Annotated in this window: 16 protein-coding genes; 12 read left to right on the top strand and 4 right to left on the bottom strand. The window is 61.0% G+C overall.

Features of this window, described 5'->3' with window-relative positions; genetic code table 11:
- The 10 genes from WC026_RS14490 to WC026_RS14445 form a co-directional block, all read left to right on the top strand.
- Positions 1-261: hypothetical protein (locus WC026_RS14490; protein ID WP_372711718.1), on the top strand; the 261-nt coding region annotated here is incomplete at its 5' end.
- Between the two features lie 119 nt (positions 262-380).
- On the top strand, positions 381-1,322 hold the full coding sequence (gene rsmI / locus WC026_RS14485) for a 16S rRNA (cytidine(1402)-2'-O)-methyltransferase (protein WP_372711717.1): 942 nt from the start codon (positions 381-383) through the stop codon (positions 1,320-1,322).
- A complete protein-coding gene (locus WC026_RS14480) occupies positions 1,319-1,708 on the top strand; it encodes a YraN family protein (RefSeq protein ID WP_372711716.1) in 390 nt (129 codons plus the stop codon). Before rsmI ends, WC026_RS14480 begins: the two co-directional genes overlap by 4 nt.
- Before the next feature lie 439 nt (positions 1,709-2,147).
- Positions 2,148-2,711, top strand: coding sequence for a F0F1 ATP synthase subunit delta (locus WC026_RS14475; protein ID WP_372711715.1), 564 nt, complete (start codon positions 2,148-2,150; stop codon positions 2,709-2,711).
- 130 nt (positions 2,712-2,841) lie between these two features.
- Entirely contained in the window at positions 2,842-4,371 is a 1,530-nt protein-coding gene (gene atpA, locus WC026_RS14470; protein WP_372711714.1) for a F0F1 ATP synthase subunit alpha, read from the top strand.
- 26 nt (positions 4,372-4,397) lie between these two features.
- Complete coding sequence (locus WC026_RS14465; RefSeq protein WP_372711713.1) at positions 4,398-5,282, top strand: F0F1 ATP synthase subunit gamma; 885 nt, start codon at positions 4,398-4,400, stop codon at positions 5,280-5,282.
- Positions 5,283-5,298: 16 nt separating this feature from the next.
- On the top strand, positions 5,299-5,703 hold the full coding sequence (locus WC026_RS14460) for an organic hydroperoxide resistance protein (RefSeq protein WP_372711712.1): 405 nt from the start codon (positions 5,299-5,301) through the stop codon (positions 5,701-5,703).
- A gap of 22 nt (positions 5,704-5,725) precedes the next feature.
- Complete coding sequence (atpD, locus tag WC026_RS14455) at positions 5,726-7,159, top strand: F0F1 ATP synthase subunit beta (RefSeq protein ID WP_372711711.1); 1,434 nt, start codon at positions 5,726-5,728, stop codon at positions 7,157-7,159.
- Positions 7,160-7,219: 60 nt separating this feature from the next.
- Positions 7,220-7,492, top strand: coding sequence for a hypothetical protein (locus tag WC026_RS14450; protein WP_372711710.1), 273 nt, complete (start codon positions 7,220-7,222; stop codon positions 7,490-7,492).
- A 53-nt stretch (positions 7,493-7,545) separates the two neighbouring features.
- The gene (locus tag WC026_RS14445; RefSeq protein WP_372711709.1) at positions 7,546-7,944 is read left to right on the top strand and encodes a F0F1 ATP synthase subunit epsilon; all 399 of its coding nucleotides are present in this window, start codon (positions 7,546-7,548) and stop codon (positions 7,942-7,944) included.
- 81 nt (positions 7,945-8,025) lie between these two features.
- Here WC026_RS14445 and WC026_RS14440 read toward each other — a convergent pair whose 3' ends face one another.
- The 4 genes from WC026_RS14440 to WC026_RS14425 form a co-directional block, all read right to left on the bottom strand.
- A complete protein-coding gene (locus tag WC026_RS14440; RefSeq protein ID WP_372711708.1) occupies positions 8,026-8,547 on the bottom strand; it encodes an RNA pyrophosphohydrolase in 522 nt (173 codons plus the stop codon).
- A gap of 186 nt (positions 8,548-8,733) precedes the next feature.
- Complete coding sequence (locus WC026_RS14435) at positions 8,734-9,267, bottom strand: RNA pyrophosphohydrolase (RefSeq protein ID WP_372711707.1); 534 nt, start codon at positions 9,265-9,267, stop codon at positions 8,734-8,736.
- Positions 9,268-9,388: 121 nt separating this feature from the next.
- Positions 9,389-10,816, bottom strand: coding sequence for a S41 family peptidase (locus WC026_RS14430; RefSeq protein WP_372711706.1), 1,428 nt, complete (start codon positions 10,814-10,816; stop codon positions 9,389-9,391).
- On the bottom strand, positions 10,816-12,264 hold the full coding sequence (locus WC026_RS14425) for a murein hydrolase activator EnvC (RefSeq protein WP_372711705.1): 1,449 nt from the start codon (positions 12,262-12,264) through the stop codon (positions 10,816-10,818). The genes WC026_RS14430 and WC026_RS14425 overlap by 1 nt, the downstream gene beginning before the upstream one ends.
- Positions 12,265-12,632: 368 nt before the next feature.
- On the opposite strand from WC026_RS14425, the gene WC026_RS14420 reads away from it, so the two are divergent.
- Both WC026_RS14420 and WC026_RS14415 read left to right on the top strand, forming a co-directional pair.
- Positions 12,633-12,821, top strand: a complete 189-nt coding sequence (locus WC026_RS14420; RefSeq protein ID WP_372711704.1) for a twin transmembrane helix small protein — start codon at positions 12,633-12,635, stop codon at positions 12,819-12,821.
- A gap of 73 nt (positions 12,822-12,894) precedes the next feature.
- Positions 12,895-13,476 carry a cob(I)yrinic acid a,c-diamide adenosyltransferase gene (locus tag WC026_RS14415; protein WP_372711703.1) on the top strand — a complete coding sequence of 194 codons (582 nt, stop codon included), beginning with the start codon at positions 12,895-12,897 and terminating at the stop codon, positions 13,474-13,476.
- The last annotated feature ends 78 nt before the right edge of the window (positions 13,477-13,554 follow it).

Genomic DNA, 13,554 nt, shown 5'->3' with positions numbered 1-13,554 from the left:
CGGATGACATTTGTCGAGCAATGGGCCCATCTCTCGGAAACGGTTAAGGGCGCCCTTTCGCGTGCCGAAGAGGCAACGCGCTGCCATACGTCGGCGGCGCTACAACTCGATCTCGCCCAATATGCCATGACATCTCTGATCGACGAGCTTTCAGCGGTCATGGATGTCGGCGGCCGCCGGCGGCCTGCCAGCGTTCACATGCTCGACCTGCAGCCGCCGCCGTTTGCGTCGGGGCCGTTCGGCGACGCCATCGCGGCTTAATAGCGGTCCCTCATCGTTATCACTGGGTTATCACTGGCGGCTCCTGAGACCAGCTTCGCAATAGCTTTCGCGTCCTGGTCTGGTTTTGCTATTGTTTCGCGCATCGCGGCGGCAAAGGCATGCTTGTGTCCAGAGATCCAATACCGGCAGACAGACAGCAGTATCCGCCGCAAGCTTCCAAGCTCGCCGATCGCGTGAAAGAAGCGCTTGAGGATCTCGCTGCCGATCCGCTCACGTCCGGCATTTATCTCGTCGCCACTCCGATCGGGAATCTTGCCGACATCACGCTGCGCGCGCTGGCCGTCCTGTCGCGCGCGGATGTCGTCTACTGCGAAGATACGCGGCATTCGGCGAAGCTCCTGCAGCATTACAGTATCGCGGCGAAGACGCTGCCCCTGCACGAGCACAACGAAGATCGCGAGATCGAGCGTGTGCTGAGCGAAGCTGAGGCCGGCAAGCGCATCGCGATCATTTCCGATGCCGGAACGCCGTTGCTGTCGGACCCAGGTTTCCGGCTGGTTCGGACGGCCGCGTCGCGGAACATCCCCGTCATCTCTATCCCGGGTCCGTCAGCGGTGCTCACCGCGCTGACGACGAGCGGGTTGCCGACGGACGCATTTTTCTTCTCGGGCTTTTTGCCGCCGAAGCAGGCGGCGCGGCGAACGCGTTTGGCCGAAATCGCTCAGATCCCTGGTTCTCTCATTATTTTCGAAGCGCCGCATCGGGTTGAAGACGCGCTTGCGGATATGGCGGATGTGCTCGGAAATCGCGCCGCTGTCGTCGCGCGCGAATTGACGAAGCTGCACGAAACGATGACGCGGGGAACGCTGCGCGCGCTCGCCGATCAATTCGCAGGCTCAACGTTAAAAGGCGAAATCGTCATCGTCGTCGGTCCGCCCGAGCCGCAGGCCGTCAGCGATGATGCGATCAGCGTGCGGCTCGACGAGGTGCTCGGCGAGATGAGCCTCAAGGATGCCGCCAAGACCATCGCGGGCGAACTCGGGGTGCCGAAGTCGCGAGTTTATGCATTGGGCGTCAAGGCAAAGGATGAAAGTCCGTGAGTTCGAATGCCAATGACGATCGGGGCCGGCCGCTTTCCGAGATGCGCCGCCGCCGCTATCGACGCGGGCTCAATGCGGAGATGATCGTCGCGGGCGTCTACATGGCGTTCGGTCATCGTATTCTTGGCCGCCGCTTCAAAACCCCTGTCGGAGAAATCGATCTCATCGCCATCAAGGCTCGGCGCATTGCGTTTATCGAGGTGAAGCGGCGGGCCTCGGCGGAGGAAGCGGAAGACGCGATCACGCTGACCATGCGCCGACGCGTGCGGCGCGCCGCCGACCTCTGGCTTGCCCGCAATCCGCAATATCAAGGTCACGACGTCGGCTTCGATCTCGTCTTCGTGCTGCCGTGGCGGTTCCCGATCGTGATGCGGGACGCTCTCTAAAAATGCGCGCAAAAAAAATTGGGCCCGGAAAGCGGGCCCAAGTCCAGAGAGGCGAGTGCAAAGACGTAAAATTGCAAACCGATCGGAAACGACCGATCGATTGCATGTGTAGGGCATTGCGGCTGAACGTGGTTTGAACGGAGCTTGCAGCAAATGTTCATCTTTTGGAGCGGCGCAAATGCGTGAAAAGCGCAGCTCCGGTTTTGCCGCACCTCTGTTTACGGTTCGGGGCTTACGGTTATGCGGCAACGCGCCCCTAAATCGGCCGGTTGAAGGCCGCCAGAGCGCATGTTAAGGGAACCGCGGCTTTCGAAGGGCGGCTGGTGGTTTCTGGCCCCTTGCGCCTTTATTGTATCGAAGGCTTTTCCTTGAAGCGGGCGTAGTCTCGGGCTTTTTGTGCCCAGCCCCATATGCGCCCAGGCGCGACGGTGTGAGCGACGTGGCTACAAACGATACCATCGTTGACGGCGTGGCCGGGCGCTATGCCTCGGCTCTTTTTGAGCTCGCGAGCGAAAGCTCCAAGGTTGCCGATGTCGAAGGCGATCTCGGCAAGTTTCAGAGCCTCTTAGACGAAAGTACTGATCTCGTGCGACTCGTCCGTAGCCCGGTGATTGCGGCGGATGATCAGAGCCGCGCCATCTCGGCCCTTCTCGACAAGGTCGGCATCGGCGGTCTCGCCGCCAATTTCCTGAAGCTCGTTGCGAGCAATCGCCGTCTTTTCGTCGTCCAGGACATCATCAAGGCGTACCGGGCGCTGGCCGCCAAGGCGCGCGGCGAAGTCTCGGCCGAGGTCACGAGCGCCGTGGCGCTCAATGACGAACAGATTGCGGCGCTGAAAGAAACGCTTAAAGCATCTGTCGGCAAGGACGTGACGCTGCAGTCGCGCGTCGATCCGAGCCTGCTTGGCGGCCTCATCGTCAAGCTCGGCAGCCGAATGATCGATTCGTCACTTAAGACCAAGCTGCAGAACATGAAGGTGGCATTGACCGAAGTCAGCACCTGACGCCACAGAATTCAAAAATGCCGTGCGGGCGAAACCGGACGGCATTTTCGTTGACATAGCCGAGAATTGAACAGGGAGCCGCTTCGAGGCTCCGCCAACGGAAACGACCAGGGAAGAGGGTCATACGTTTATGGAAATCCGGGCCGCAGAAATATCCTCGATCCTTAAGGATCAGATCAAGAACTTCGGCAAGGAAGCCGAAGTCTCCGAGATCGGGCAAGTGCTGTCCGTCGGTGACGGTATCGCCCGCGTTTACGGGCTCGACAACGTCCAGGCGGGCGAGATGGTCGAGTTCCCGGGCGGCATTCGCGGCATGGCGCTGAACCTCGAAGCCGACAACGTCGGCGTCGTTATTTTCGGCGACGATCGCACCATCAAGGAAGGCGACACCGTCAAGCGGACTGGCGCCATCGTGGAAGTTCCGGTCGGCAAGGGTCTGCTCGGGCGCGTCGTTGACGGCCTCGGCAATCCGATCGACGGCAAGGGTCCGATCAAGTCGGACAAGAAGATGCGCGTCGACGTCAAGGCGCCAGGCATTCTGCCCCGCAAGTCGGTGCATGAGCCGATGGCGACGGGCCTCAAGGCCATCGACTCGCTGATCCCGATCGGCCGCGGCCAGCGCGAGCTCGTCATCGGCGACCGTCAGACGGGCAAGACCGCCGTCATTCTCGACACCTTCCTCAACCAGAAATCGCTGAACGCCGGAAACGACGAGGGCGCCAAGCTCTATTGCGTTTACGTCGCGGTTGGCCAGAAGCGCTCGACGGTTGCGCAGTTCGTCAAGGTTCTCGAAGAGCGCGGCGCGCTCGACTATTCGATCGTCGTCGCTGCGACTGCTTCCGACCCGGCGCCGATGCAGTATCTTGCACCGTTCACCGGCTGCACGATGGGCGAATACTTCCGCGACAACGGCATGCACGCCGTGATCGCCTATGACGATCTTTCCAAGCAGGCCGTTGCCTATCGTCAGATGTCGCTGCTGCTTCGCCGTCCGCCGGGCCGCGAAGCCTATCCGGGCGACGTTTTCTATCTCCATTCTCGTTTGCTTGAGCGCGCCGCAAAGCTCGGCGACAAGGCTGGCAACGGCTCTCTGACGGCGCTGCCGGTCATCGAGACGCAGGCGAACGACGTTTCGGCCTACATTCCGACAAACGTGATTTCGATCACCGACGGCCAGATCTTCCTTGAATCCGACCTCTTCTATCAGGGCATCCGTCCGGCCGTGAACGTCGGTCTGTCGGTGTCGCGCGTCGGATCGAGCGCGCAGACGAAAGCCATGAAGCAGGTCGCCGGCAAGATCAAAGGCGAGCTCGCTCAGTATCGTGAAATGGCGGCCTTCGCGCAGTTCGGCTCAGACCTTGACGCCGCAACGCAGAAGTTGCTCGCACGCGGCGCGCGTCTGACGGAGCTTCTGAAGCAGCCGCAGTTCTCGCCGCTCAAGATGGAAGAGCAGGTCGCGGTCATCTTCGCCGGTACGCGCGGCTATCTCGATGCGATCCCGGTTTCGGCTGTGAACAAGTTCGAGCAGGGCGTTCTTTCCGGGCTGCGTTCGGAAAAGACGATCTTCGAGACGGTCGCGAAAGAGAAGGCGCTGTCGGCCGATACGGAGAAGAAGCTCGTCGAGTTCCTCGACAAGTTTTCGAAGAGCTTCACGGCCTGATCGGGACCTCTTAAGGAGAGCGCCCGATGGCGAGCTTAAAAGAAATGCGCAACCGCATCGCCTCAGTGAAGGCGACGCGGAAAATTACTAAAGCGATGCAGATGGTGGCGGCGGCGAAGCTGCGCCGCGCCCAGGAAGCCGCCCAGGCCGCGCGTCCTTACGCGGAGCGCATGGCGACGGTTCTCGGAAGTCTCGCGTCTAAAGTCGCCGACAAGAACGGTGCTTCGCCGCTTCTCGTCGGCAACGGCAAAGACCAGGTTCATCTGCTGATCGTCATGACGGCAGAGCGCGGTCTCTGCGGCGGCTTCAACTCGAACATCTCGAAGCTCGCACGCGCCGACGCACACCGTCTGATCGCCAACGGCAAGACGGTCAAGATCATGACGGTCGGCCGTAAGGGCGCCGACAACCTGCGCCGCGATCTCGGCAAGAACATCGTTGAGCGCAAGGATTTCCAAGGCGTTCGTCAGCTCAACTTCGGCCATGCCGAAGGCGTCGCAAATCGTGTGGTTGAAATGTTCGAGGCCGGCGAATTCGACGTTGCAACGATCTACTTCTCGGAATTCAGATCCGTCATAGCTCAGAAGCCGACGGCACTGCAGCTCATCCCCGCCAAGGTGGACGAGGCGAGCAATGAGACGGCGAAGGGCGCGACCGCGATTCACGAATACGAGCCGGGCGAAGACGAGGTGCTGGGCTTCTTGCTTTCGCGCAATATCTCGACGCAGATCTTCCGCGGCCTTCTTGAGAACGCGGCCTCCGAGCAGGGCGCGCGGATGTCGGCCATGGACAGCGCTACGCGCAACGCCGGTGACATGATCAACAAGCTGACGATTAAGTACAACCGCCAGCGTCAGGCCAACATCACGAAAGAACTGATCGAGATCATCTCGGGCGCGGAAGCGCTCTGATCCGGAGGCAAGTCTCATGGCTTATGTCACGCATGCGACGACAAAAGGCGGCCGCGACGGACGCTCCGTTCTCGATGACGGCAAGCTGGCGCTCGCAATGGCTCTGCCGAAAGAGATGGGCGGTTCTGGCGAAGGGCATAACCCCGAGCAGCTCTTTGCCCTCGGCTGGTCGGCGTGCTTCGGTCAGGCAATCCTGCTTCTCGCAAAGAAGCATGGGCTTGATGGCCAGGCTGCGAAGGTCGGCTGCAGGGTCGAGATCGACAAGGACGCCACGAGCTTCGGGCTCAAAGCTGAACTCTCACTGTCAATTCCCGGCGCCGACAAGGCCAAGCTTCAGGCGCTGATCGAAGATGCCCATCAGATTTGTCCGTATTCCAAGGCGACGCGCAACAACATCCCCGTGACGCTGACCGTCGCCTGATCACATTCCGCTGGAGATTAAAATGGCTAAGAACGTAGGGAAAATTCAACAGGTCACGGGTGCCGTCATCGACGTGCATTTCGAAGGCCAGTTGCCGGAAATCTTGAACGCTCTCGAGACGACGAACCACGGCAATCGCCTGGTGCTCGAAGTCGCGCAGCATCTCGGCGAGAACACGGTTCGCACGATCGCCATGGACTCGACGGAAGGTCTCGTTCGCGGCCAAGAAGTCTTCGACACGGGCGCACCGATTTCGGTACCGGTCGGCGATGAAACGCTCGGCCGCATCATGAACGTCATCGGCGAGCCGGTCGACGAAGCCGGCCCGATCAAAACTCCGAGCGTTCGCGCCATCCATCAGCCGTCGCCGACGTTTGCGGATCAGGCCACGGAAGCGCAGATCCTCGTTACGGGCATCAAGGTCGTCGACCTGCTGGCGCCTTACGCGAAAGGCGGCAAGATCGGCCTGTTCGGCGGCGCCGGTGTCGGCAAGACCGTTCTGATCATGGAACTCATCAACAACGTCGCGAAGGCTCACGGCGGCTATTCAGTGTTCGCCGGCGTCGGCGAGCGTACGCGTGAGGGCAACGACCTCTATTACGAAATGATCGAGTCGAAGGTGAACCTCGACCCGAAGAAGAATAACGGTTCGGCGAAGGGCTCGAAGTGCGCGCTCGTGTACGGCCAGATGAACGAACCGCCGGGCGCCCGCGCCCGCGTCGCGCTTTCGGGTCTGACGGTTGCCGAGCACTTCCGCGATCAGGGTCAGGACGTGCTGTTCTTCGTCGACAACATCTTCCGCTTCACGCAGGCGGGCTCGGAAGTGTCGGCGCTTCTCGGCCGTATTCCTTCGGCGGTCGGTTATCAGCCGACGCTCGCGACCGACATGGGCGCGCTGCAGGAACGCATCACGACCACGCAGAAGGGTTCGATCACTTCGGTGCAGGCGATTTACGTGCCGGCCGACGACTTGACCGACCCGGCTCCCGCCGCGTCGTTCGCTCACTTGGACGCGACGACCGTTCTTTCGCGTTCGATCGCTGAAAAGGGCATCTATCCGGCGGTCGACCCGCTCGACTCGACCTCGCGCATGCTCGACCCGCGCATCGTCGGCGAGGAGCACTACCATGTCGCGCGTACGGTTCAGGCGATCCTGCAGAAGTACAAGTCGCTGCAGGATATTATCGCTATTCTCGGCATGGACGAGCTCAGCGAAGAAGATAAGCTGACTGTTGCCCGCGCCCGCAAGATCGAGCGGTTCATGTCGCAGCCGTTCCACGTGGCTGAAGTTTTCACTGGATCGCCCGGCAAGCTCGTGTCGCTGCCCGACACGATCAAGGCGTTCAAGGGCCTTTGCGACGGCGAATACGATCACCTGCCGGAACCGGCCTTCTATATGGTTGGTACTATCGACGAGGCGATCGCGAAGGCCGAGAAGCTCGCAGAAGCCGCTTAAAACCGGCAAGCGCTGCGGGCGAACAGCCCGCATCGTCGCGGGCTCCAGGAGAAGACATAAATGGCGGAAGCCGCGACACAATTCGGAAGCTGCTGCGAGGAGCTGAAGGAAGCTCTCGAAGGCGGCGATTTCGAGCCACTGATTACCGTTGGCCCCGACAGCGTGATCTACATGACTGTCGGGCTGGTCGATCTCGAGGAAGAAGAGCCTGGTCTCGTCGACCATCCGCTTTTCTTCTGCCCGTTCTGCGGGACGAAACTGCAGACGCCGGAAGAGGTTCGCGCCAAAGCGGGAGCGGAAGGCGACGACGAAGAAGAGACGAAGAGCGCTTAAACCGTTCAGCGTTTCGAATGATGAACTAGGGTTCCGGGAACAGCGGACACGCCATGGCAGGTACTTTCAAATTCGAACTCGTCTCGCCCGAGCGAGTTCTGCTTTCGATCGACGCCGATCAGGTCGTCGTGCCGGGCTCCGATGGCGAATTTGCCGTTCTGGCCGGTCATGCGCCGGTCATCGCGACGCTGCGTCCGGGTGTTCTCGACGTGACGGCGGGCGGCGGCAAGCGCCGGCTGTTCGTTAAATCCGGTTTTGCGGAGGTCGATCCTTCACGTCTCACGGTTCTGGCGGAAAAAGCCTACGACGTCGAAGAGATGTCGTCGTCGGCGATCGCTGAAGAACTGAGAGCGGCAGAAGCGGATCTGGCGGCTGCCAAGGACGATAACGCGCGGCGCATGGCTGATACGCTGGTCAGTGAGCTCAAGCGTTTGTCGGGAAAGGTCGCGTAAATCGCGACGTCCGAAGTTTTGGATAAACAAAAGCCGGACGCGATGTCCGGCTTTTTGTTTGGCGCAAGCGCTTCGGGACCATCAACCCGCGAGATGTCCAAAAGCCGATGTGACGCGCTCATAGACTTCGCGTTTGAACGGGATGATCAGCTTGGGCACGCTTTCGATCGGCGCCCACCGCCAGGCGTTGAATTCGGCCTTCGTGCCGTCTTTTTGCGCAATATCGATTTCGCTGTCGTCGCCGAGGAATCGCATCGCGAACCATTTTTGCCGCTGTCCGCGATAGCGGCCCTTGAGCGCGATGCCGAGCAGGTTTTCGGGCAACTCGTAGGTCAGCCAGTCGGAATATTCGTCGACGACTTCGACGCTGGTTACGCCTGTTTCCTCGCGAAGCTCGCGTAGCGCGGCGATGCGCGGCGGCTCGTATTTTTCAATCCCGCCTTGCGGCATTTGCCAGATGTGGGCGGCGTGATCGCTGGCCCATTTGGGGCGGCGGCGTCCGACCCAAACCAGCCCGTCGCGATTGAGCAGCATGATGCCGACGCACGACCGGAACGGCAGCGCGGCACGCGATAGATCGGACGGGTTGGGCAGCAGCGTCATAGATGAAGTCCGTGCATAACCTGTGGATAAAGGAATGCCATGATTCGTCATTGTCCAGAAAAAGATAGCATCCGTATGACATTACGCTGTCACATTTGGGACAATGAAGACAATGCATAGGGTCGCGCGCGCCGTCTCACCCGGGCAAATGTTGGGCGGGTCTGTTCGAATGTGTGGGAGGAGCTTCTAGCGGGCCTGCGGCTTTGCCAGCGGCGCGAACGCGGCGAGCACGTCGTGATAGACCTCGCGCTTAAAAGGCACAATCAGATCAATCAGTTCAATAATCGGGCTCCAGCGCCATTCGATGAATTCGGCATCGTGGCCGGGTGGCGGCGTGATGTTGATTTCGCTGTCATCGCCGAGAAAGCGATAGGCGAACCAGCGTTGCTTCTGTCCGCGATAACGCCCGCCCCAGGCCTTGCCGATCAGATCGGGCGGAAGATCGTAGGTCAGCCAGCGGGGAAGCTCGGCGATCACGTCCACCGAGCGGATGGCCGTTTCTTCGAAAAGTTCGCGCCGAGCCGCGGCGGCGGGGTCTTCGCCCGGATCGATGCCGCCCTGCGGCATCTGCCACCATGTGCCTGTGCCCTCCGAGTCGTTTTTCGAGCCGGCGCGGCGTCCGATCCAGACGTGTCCGTTCCAGTTGATCACCATCTGCCCAACGCATGGGCGATACGGCAGGCTTTCGGGGTCGATCAGCGGTTTCGGAGTGTCGGTCATTGCTCAGGGCATCCTCAGGATCGTCAGCGCAGCATCCTATACTCGGGATCGCAGGCTTTGGGCATAAACAAAGGGCGCCGCGAGGGCGCCCTTCAAAGCTTGAATGTTCAGCGACGCTAAATCAATTGGGCGTCGTCTTCTTGTCGTCAGGCGGCGTCGGCGTTGTGGTGCCGCTGTTGTTCGACGCCGGAGGCGTCGGCGTCGCCGAAGACGGTGACGCGTTATTGGCGGCTTCCGGACCCTTGGCGGTGCCGTGCAGGAAGCTCAGCGCGTACTGAAGCTGCGTATCCTTGTCGGCGTCCTTGGCAACGTAGGACGACGAGCCGGATTCTTCATCCTTGCTGTCTTTGGCGCTGCCGTCGGGGTTTTTCAAATGGCCGCGCAGGCTCGCCTCGCCACGCGGTTTGTCGGCGCCGAGCTTATCCTTCAAGTCGTCCGGAACAGCCTCGTCGATGACGATATCCGGTTCGATGCCCTTGGCCTGGATCGAGCGGTTCGACGGCGTGTAATAGCGCGCTGTCGTCAGCCGGATCGCGCCGTTGGCGCCGAGCGGAATGATCGTCTGCACCGAGCCCTTCCCGAACGAGCGCGTACCGATGATCGTCGCGCGCTTCTGATCCTGCAGCGCGCCAGCGACGATTTCGGATGCCGAAGCCGAGCCGCCGTTGATCAGCACGACGATCTTCTTGCCGTCCGAAATATCACCCGGACGGGCGTTGGCGCGCTGCGTTTCCTCGTTGTTGCGACCCTTGGTCAGAACGATCGCGCCCTGCTCCAGGAAATCGTCGGAGACGGCGATGGCCTGATCGAGAAGGCCGCCGGGATTGTTGCGCAGGTCGATGACCCATCCCTTGATGTTCGGGCCGATCTGCTTGTCGAGGGTTTCCACGGCCTTGACGAGGTTGGCGTGGGTCTGCTCGTTGAAGGTTGAAACCTTGACGTAGCCGATGTCGCCTTCGGCGCGCGATTTCACCGGATTGATGCGGATGACGTCGCGCACGACCTTCACGTCGAACGGATCGTCCTTGCCCTTGCGGACGACGGTCAACATGATCGGCGTGTTGACCGGGCCGCGCATTTTCTCGACCGCCTGCTCGAGCGTCAGGCCCGAAATGGCTTCGTTGTCGAGATGCGTGATCAGGTCGTTCGCCATCAGACCGGCTTTCGCCGCTGGTGTGTCGTCGATCGGAGAGACGACCTTGATGACGCCGTTCTCCATCGTGACTTCAATGCCGAGACCGCCGAACTCACCGCGCGTCTGCACCTGCATGTCGCGGAAGTTTTTCGGGCTCATGTAGGAGGAATGCGGATCGAGCGACGACAACATGCCGTTGATCGCCGATTCAATGAGCTGTGTATCGTCAGGCTTCTCGACGTAGTCGGAGCGGACGCGTTCGAGCACGTCGCCGAAAAGATCGAGCTGCTTATAGAGCTCGGAATTTTGCGATGACGTCGCGGAGTATGTCTGCGTGACATTGAGAAGTGTCGTCGCCCCGGCCAAGCCTGTCATCAGCAGGAATGTCCAGAAAGCATAATCAGTCTTGCGCATTAGCCTTGTACCTTCTGCTGACCTGATGCCCACCAGGGACCGGGGTCGATGGGACGCCCGTCCTTACGAAATTCAACGTATAAAACGGGTCCGCTTATTTGCGCCGAGGACGGCGTAGTCTTTTGACCACCACTCATTGTACCGACAGGCTCTGCTGCCAATACGAACTGGCCGGACCGGACGTCGATTTGCGACAGGCCGGCGAGCAGAACATGATAGCCGCCGCCTGCATTGATGATCAAGAGTTGCCCGTAACTGCGAAATTCACCTGCGTAAACAACCCATCCGTCACAGGGTGACGTAATTTGCGCGGCGTTGCGCGTCTCGATGACGGTGCCTTTCGACTGACCGCCGTATTGCGTCCGATCGCCGAACGACAGGGCACGGCGGCCTTGCGCCGGGAGCGGCAGCTTTCCTTGCGCCGTCGCGAAAGGGATCGCGGGTTTGATGCGCCCGGCATTGCCAGGAATGAGCGACGTGCCCGATGGCGCCAGCTCGACCATCGCCTGCTTGGGTGCAGGAGGTGGCGTCAATATGGCGACCTTGGCCGGAGGCGCGACGGCCTCTGCGGCGGCTCCCGATGCCGCAGCGACAGGCGCGGCGGCAGAAGGAGGTGTCACCGTCGCATCCGCCGATGCCGTTGCCGTGTCCGGAGCTTCCGGTGGGGGCGTGATGATTTGTGGTCCAGCGGGCGGCGGTGCCGGCGCTAGGGATACCGTCGTGCGCTGCTCAGCTTTCAGCTGGTTGTTGTAAGCACCGAGCCCGGTCTTTTCAGTCACCGTCTGATCAAGGCGCGTGATGAGGTCCGTCAGGTTACCGACGTTTTTCGTGATTTCGCCCGTCGCAACGCGCACTTCCGCCAACTCGGTCTGACGGTCGGCGAGCGACAGCTTCTTGGCTTCCATCAAGCTCGCAAGCCGTGTGCGGGTTTCGTTGAGACGATCCGTTTCGGCGCGGAGCTTGGCGCCTTCGGTGCGGATGCTGGCCATCACACGCTGCAGATCGCCGAGCCTCGCAGAAAGGCTGACAGCCTGATCCTTCAATTCCGGAAAGGCGGACGACAGCAGCATGGCGCTGCGCACCATCTTGAGCGCGTCCTCGCGACGGGTGACCAAGACCGGCGGCGGATTGCGTCCGATGCGCTGCAGAGCCGCCAACAGCGACGCGATCTGGCCGTGACGCTGCTCGAGCGAGCCGCGAACCATCTTCTCCTGCTCCGCAAGCTCCGACAGGCGGCCTTCGATGGTCGTCATCTTGGCTTCGCCGCGCTGGATCAGATGCGCCGTCTCGATCAGCCGCGAGTTCAGCCGTTCGCGTTCCGCATCGAGTTCGGCAACGTCGGAACGGATCGTCAGCTCTTTGGCGGCGTTGTCGTTGAGCTGCTGGCGCTTCTGGTCGAGAACCTTACGCGCCGTGTCGGCATCCTTAGGAAGGGTGCCCTCGGCCAAGAGGGGAGACGCGATTGCGATCGAAAGCGCCGCAGCTGCAAGAATGCCGAGGCTTGGGCCGACGCTAGGGCGCCGCCAAGTGTTCCGACATGCCGACAATTGGTTTGTCACTGGGCCTCAAGTCGAAAAGCGCGTGGGGCCGGGGAGTGAGGAAATGTCCGCCTCGGGGCCGGAGCGAAATATGATGCGTAGCAAGGATTAAGGCTTTTGCCGCCAAGAGCAAATTTCAAATGCGTAATGCGCGCCTTTTCAGGGGCTAATTCATTGGCGAACGGCGCGCGCCGCGTCGTTTCCTCCTGGACTTGGCGATTGCCGCCGCCTGCCCATAGGCTTAAGCCAATCCCGAATTCTGTAAGCGGATAGGCCGGATGCAAACGTTTCTGTACCATGCCACAACTGTCGCCACGATCGCTGTCCTCGCCGTGCTGCTCTACGGCCTTTGGACGTTGATGAAGGGCAATAACTCCAACCTCAGCCAAAAACTGATGCGTTGGCGCATTGGGCTGCAGTTTCTGGCCATTCTTATCATTCTTGCCTATGCATTTGTGTCCCGCTAAAGGCCGAAGCGGCTCTCAGCGGCGGGCAAGCCGCTTTCTCGTCCCGAATATCCATGCCAGGAGCCTTTGATCGATGGTCGTCCTCAACAAGATTTACACGAAAACCGGAGATGCCGGGACGACCGCGCTCGGCTCGGGCGAACGCGTGCCGAAAACATCGCCGCGTATCGCGGCCTATGGCACCGTCGATGAAACGAATTCCCACATCGGAGTGGCGCGCGTTCACTTGGCGGGCGCGGATCCGGACGTCGATACGATGCTGCTGCGCGTTCAGAACGACCTTTTTGATCTCGGCGCCGATCTGTGCGTGCCGGATCGCGGCGAAAAGCTTCCGTATGAGCCGCTGCGGGTCGCGGACGCGCAGGTCAAGCGGCTCGAGGACGAGATCGACCTGATGAACGGGTCGCTGTCGCCGCTCCGGTCCTTCATTCTGCCGGGCGGCAGTGCGACGGCGGCGGCGTTGCACGTGGCACGAACCGTCTCGCGCCGTGCCGAGCGCATGATCGTCGAACTGGCGGCTATTCCGGGAGAGCCGGTCAGCGCTCCTGTCCTCAAGTACATCAACCGGCTTTCCGATTTTCTGTTCGTCGCCGGCCGCTACGTCAATGACCGGGGCAAGAGCGATATTCTGTGGGTGCCGGGTAAGAACCGGTGAGGGGCGAGCCGCGCTTCCCCGGGCACTAATTTACCCTGGAATTCGTAGGGTGTGCACCGCGACGAGGCGGCGATTGAC

This window comes from Hyphomicrobium sp. (genome assembly GCF_041674905.1).
In the GTDB taxonomy this organism is placed as follows: Bacteria; Pseudomonadota; Alphaproteobacteria; order Rhizobiales; family Hyphomicrobiaceae; genus Hyphomicrobium_B.
Note: the sequence above shows the minus strand (reverse complement) of the source record. Positions and strands in the feature narration are given on the sequence as shown.

Bases quoted from the DNA above. Each gene is read 5' to 3' on its own strand.
- WC026_RS14435 (WP_372711707.1), bottom strand. From the start codon at position 9,267: ATGACCGACACTCCGAAACCGCTGATCGACCCCGAAAGCCTGCCGTAT.
- WC026_RS14420 (WP_372711704.1), top strand. From the start codon at position 12,633: ATGCAAACGTTTCTGTACCATGCCACAACTGTCGCCACGATCGCTGTC.
- WC026_RS14440 (WP_372711708.1), bottom strand. From the start codon at position 8,547: ATGACGCTGCTGCCCAACCCGTCCGATCTATCGCGTGCCGCGCTGCCG.
- WC026_RS14445 (WP_372711709.1), top strand. From the start codon at position 7,546: ATGGCAGGTACTTTCAAATTCGAACTCGTCTCGCCCGAGCGAGTTCTG.
- WC026_RS14415 (WP_372711703.1), top strand. From the start codon at position 12,895: ATGGTCGTCCTCAACAAGATTTACACGAAAACCGGAGATGCCGGGACG.
- WC026_RS14465 (WP_372711713.1), top strand. From the start codon at position 4,398: ATGGCGAGCTTAAAAGAAATGCGCAACCGCATCGCCTCAGTGAAGGCG.
- WC026_RS14430 (WP_372711706.1), bottom strand. From the start codon at position 10,816: ATGCGCAAGACTGATTATGCTTTCTGGACATTCCTGCTGATGACAGGC.
- WC026_RS14460 (WP_372711712.1), top strand. From the start codon at position 5,299: ATGGCTTATGTCACGCATGCGACGACAAAAGGCGGCCGCGACGGACGC.
- atpA (WP_372711714.1), top strand. From the start codon at position 2,842: ATGGAAATCCGGGCCGCAGAAATATCCTCGATCCTTAAGGATCAGATC.
- atpD (WP_372711711.1), top strand. From the start codon at position 5,726: ATGGCTAAGAACGTAGGGAAAATTCAACAGGTCACGGGTGCCGTCATC.
- rsmI (WP_372711717.1), top strand. From the start codon at position 381: ATGCTTGTGTCCAGAGATCCAATACCGGCAGACAGACAGCAGTATCCG.
- WC026_RS14450 (WP_372711710.1), top strand. From the start codon at position 7,220: ATGGCGGAAGCCGCGACACAATTCGGAAGCTGCTGCGAGGAGCTGAAG.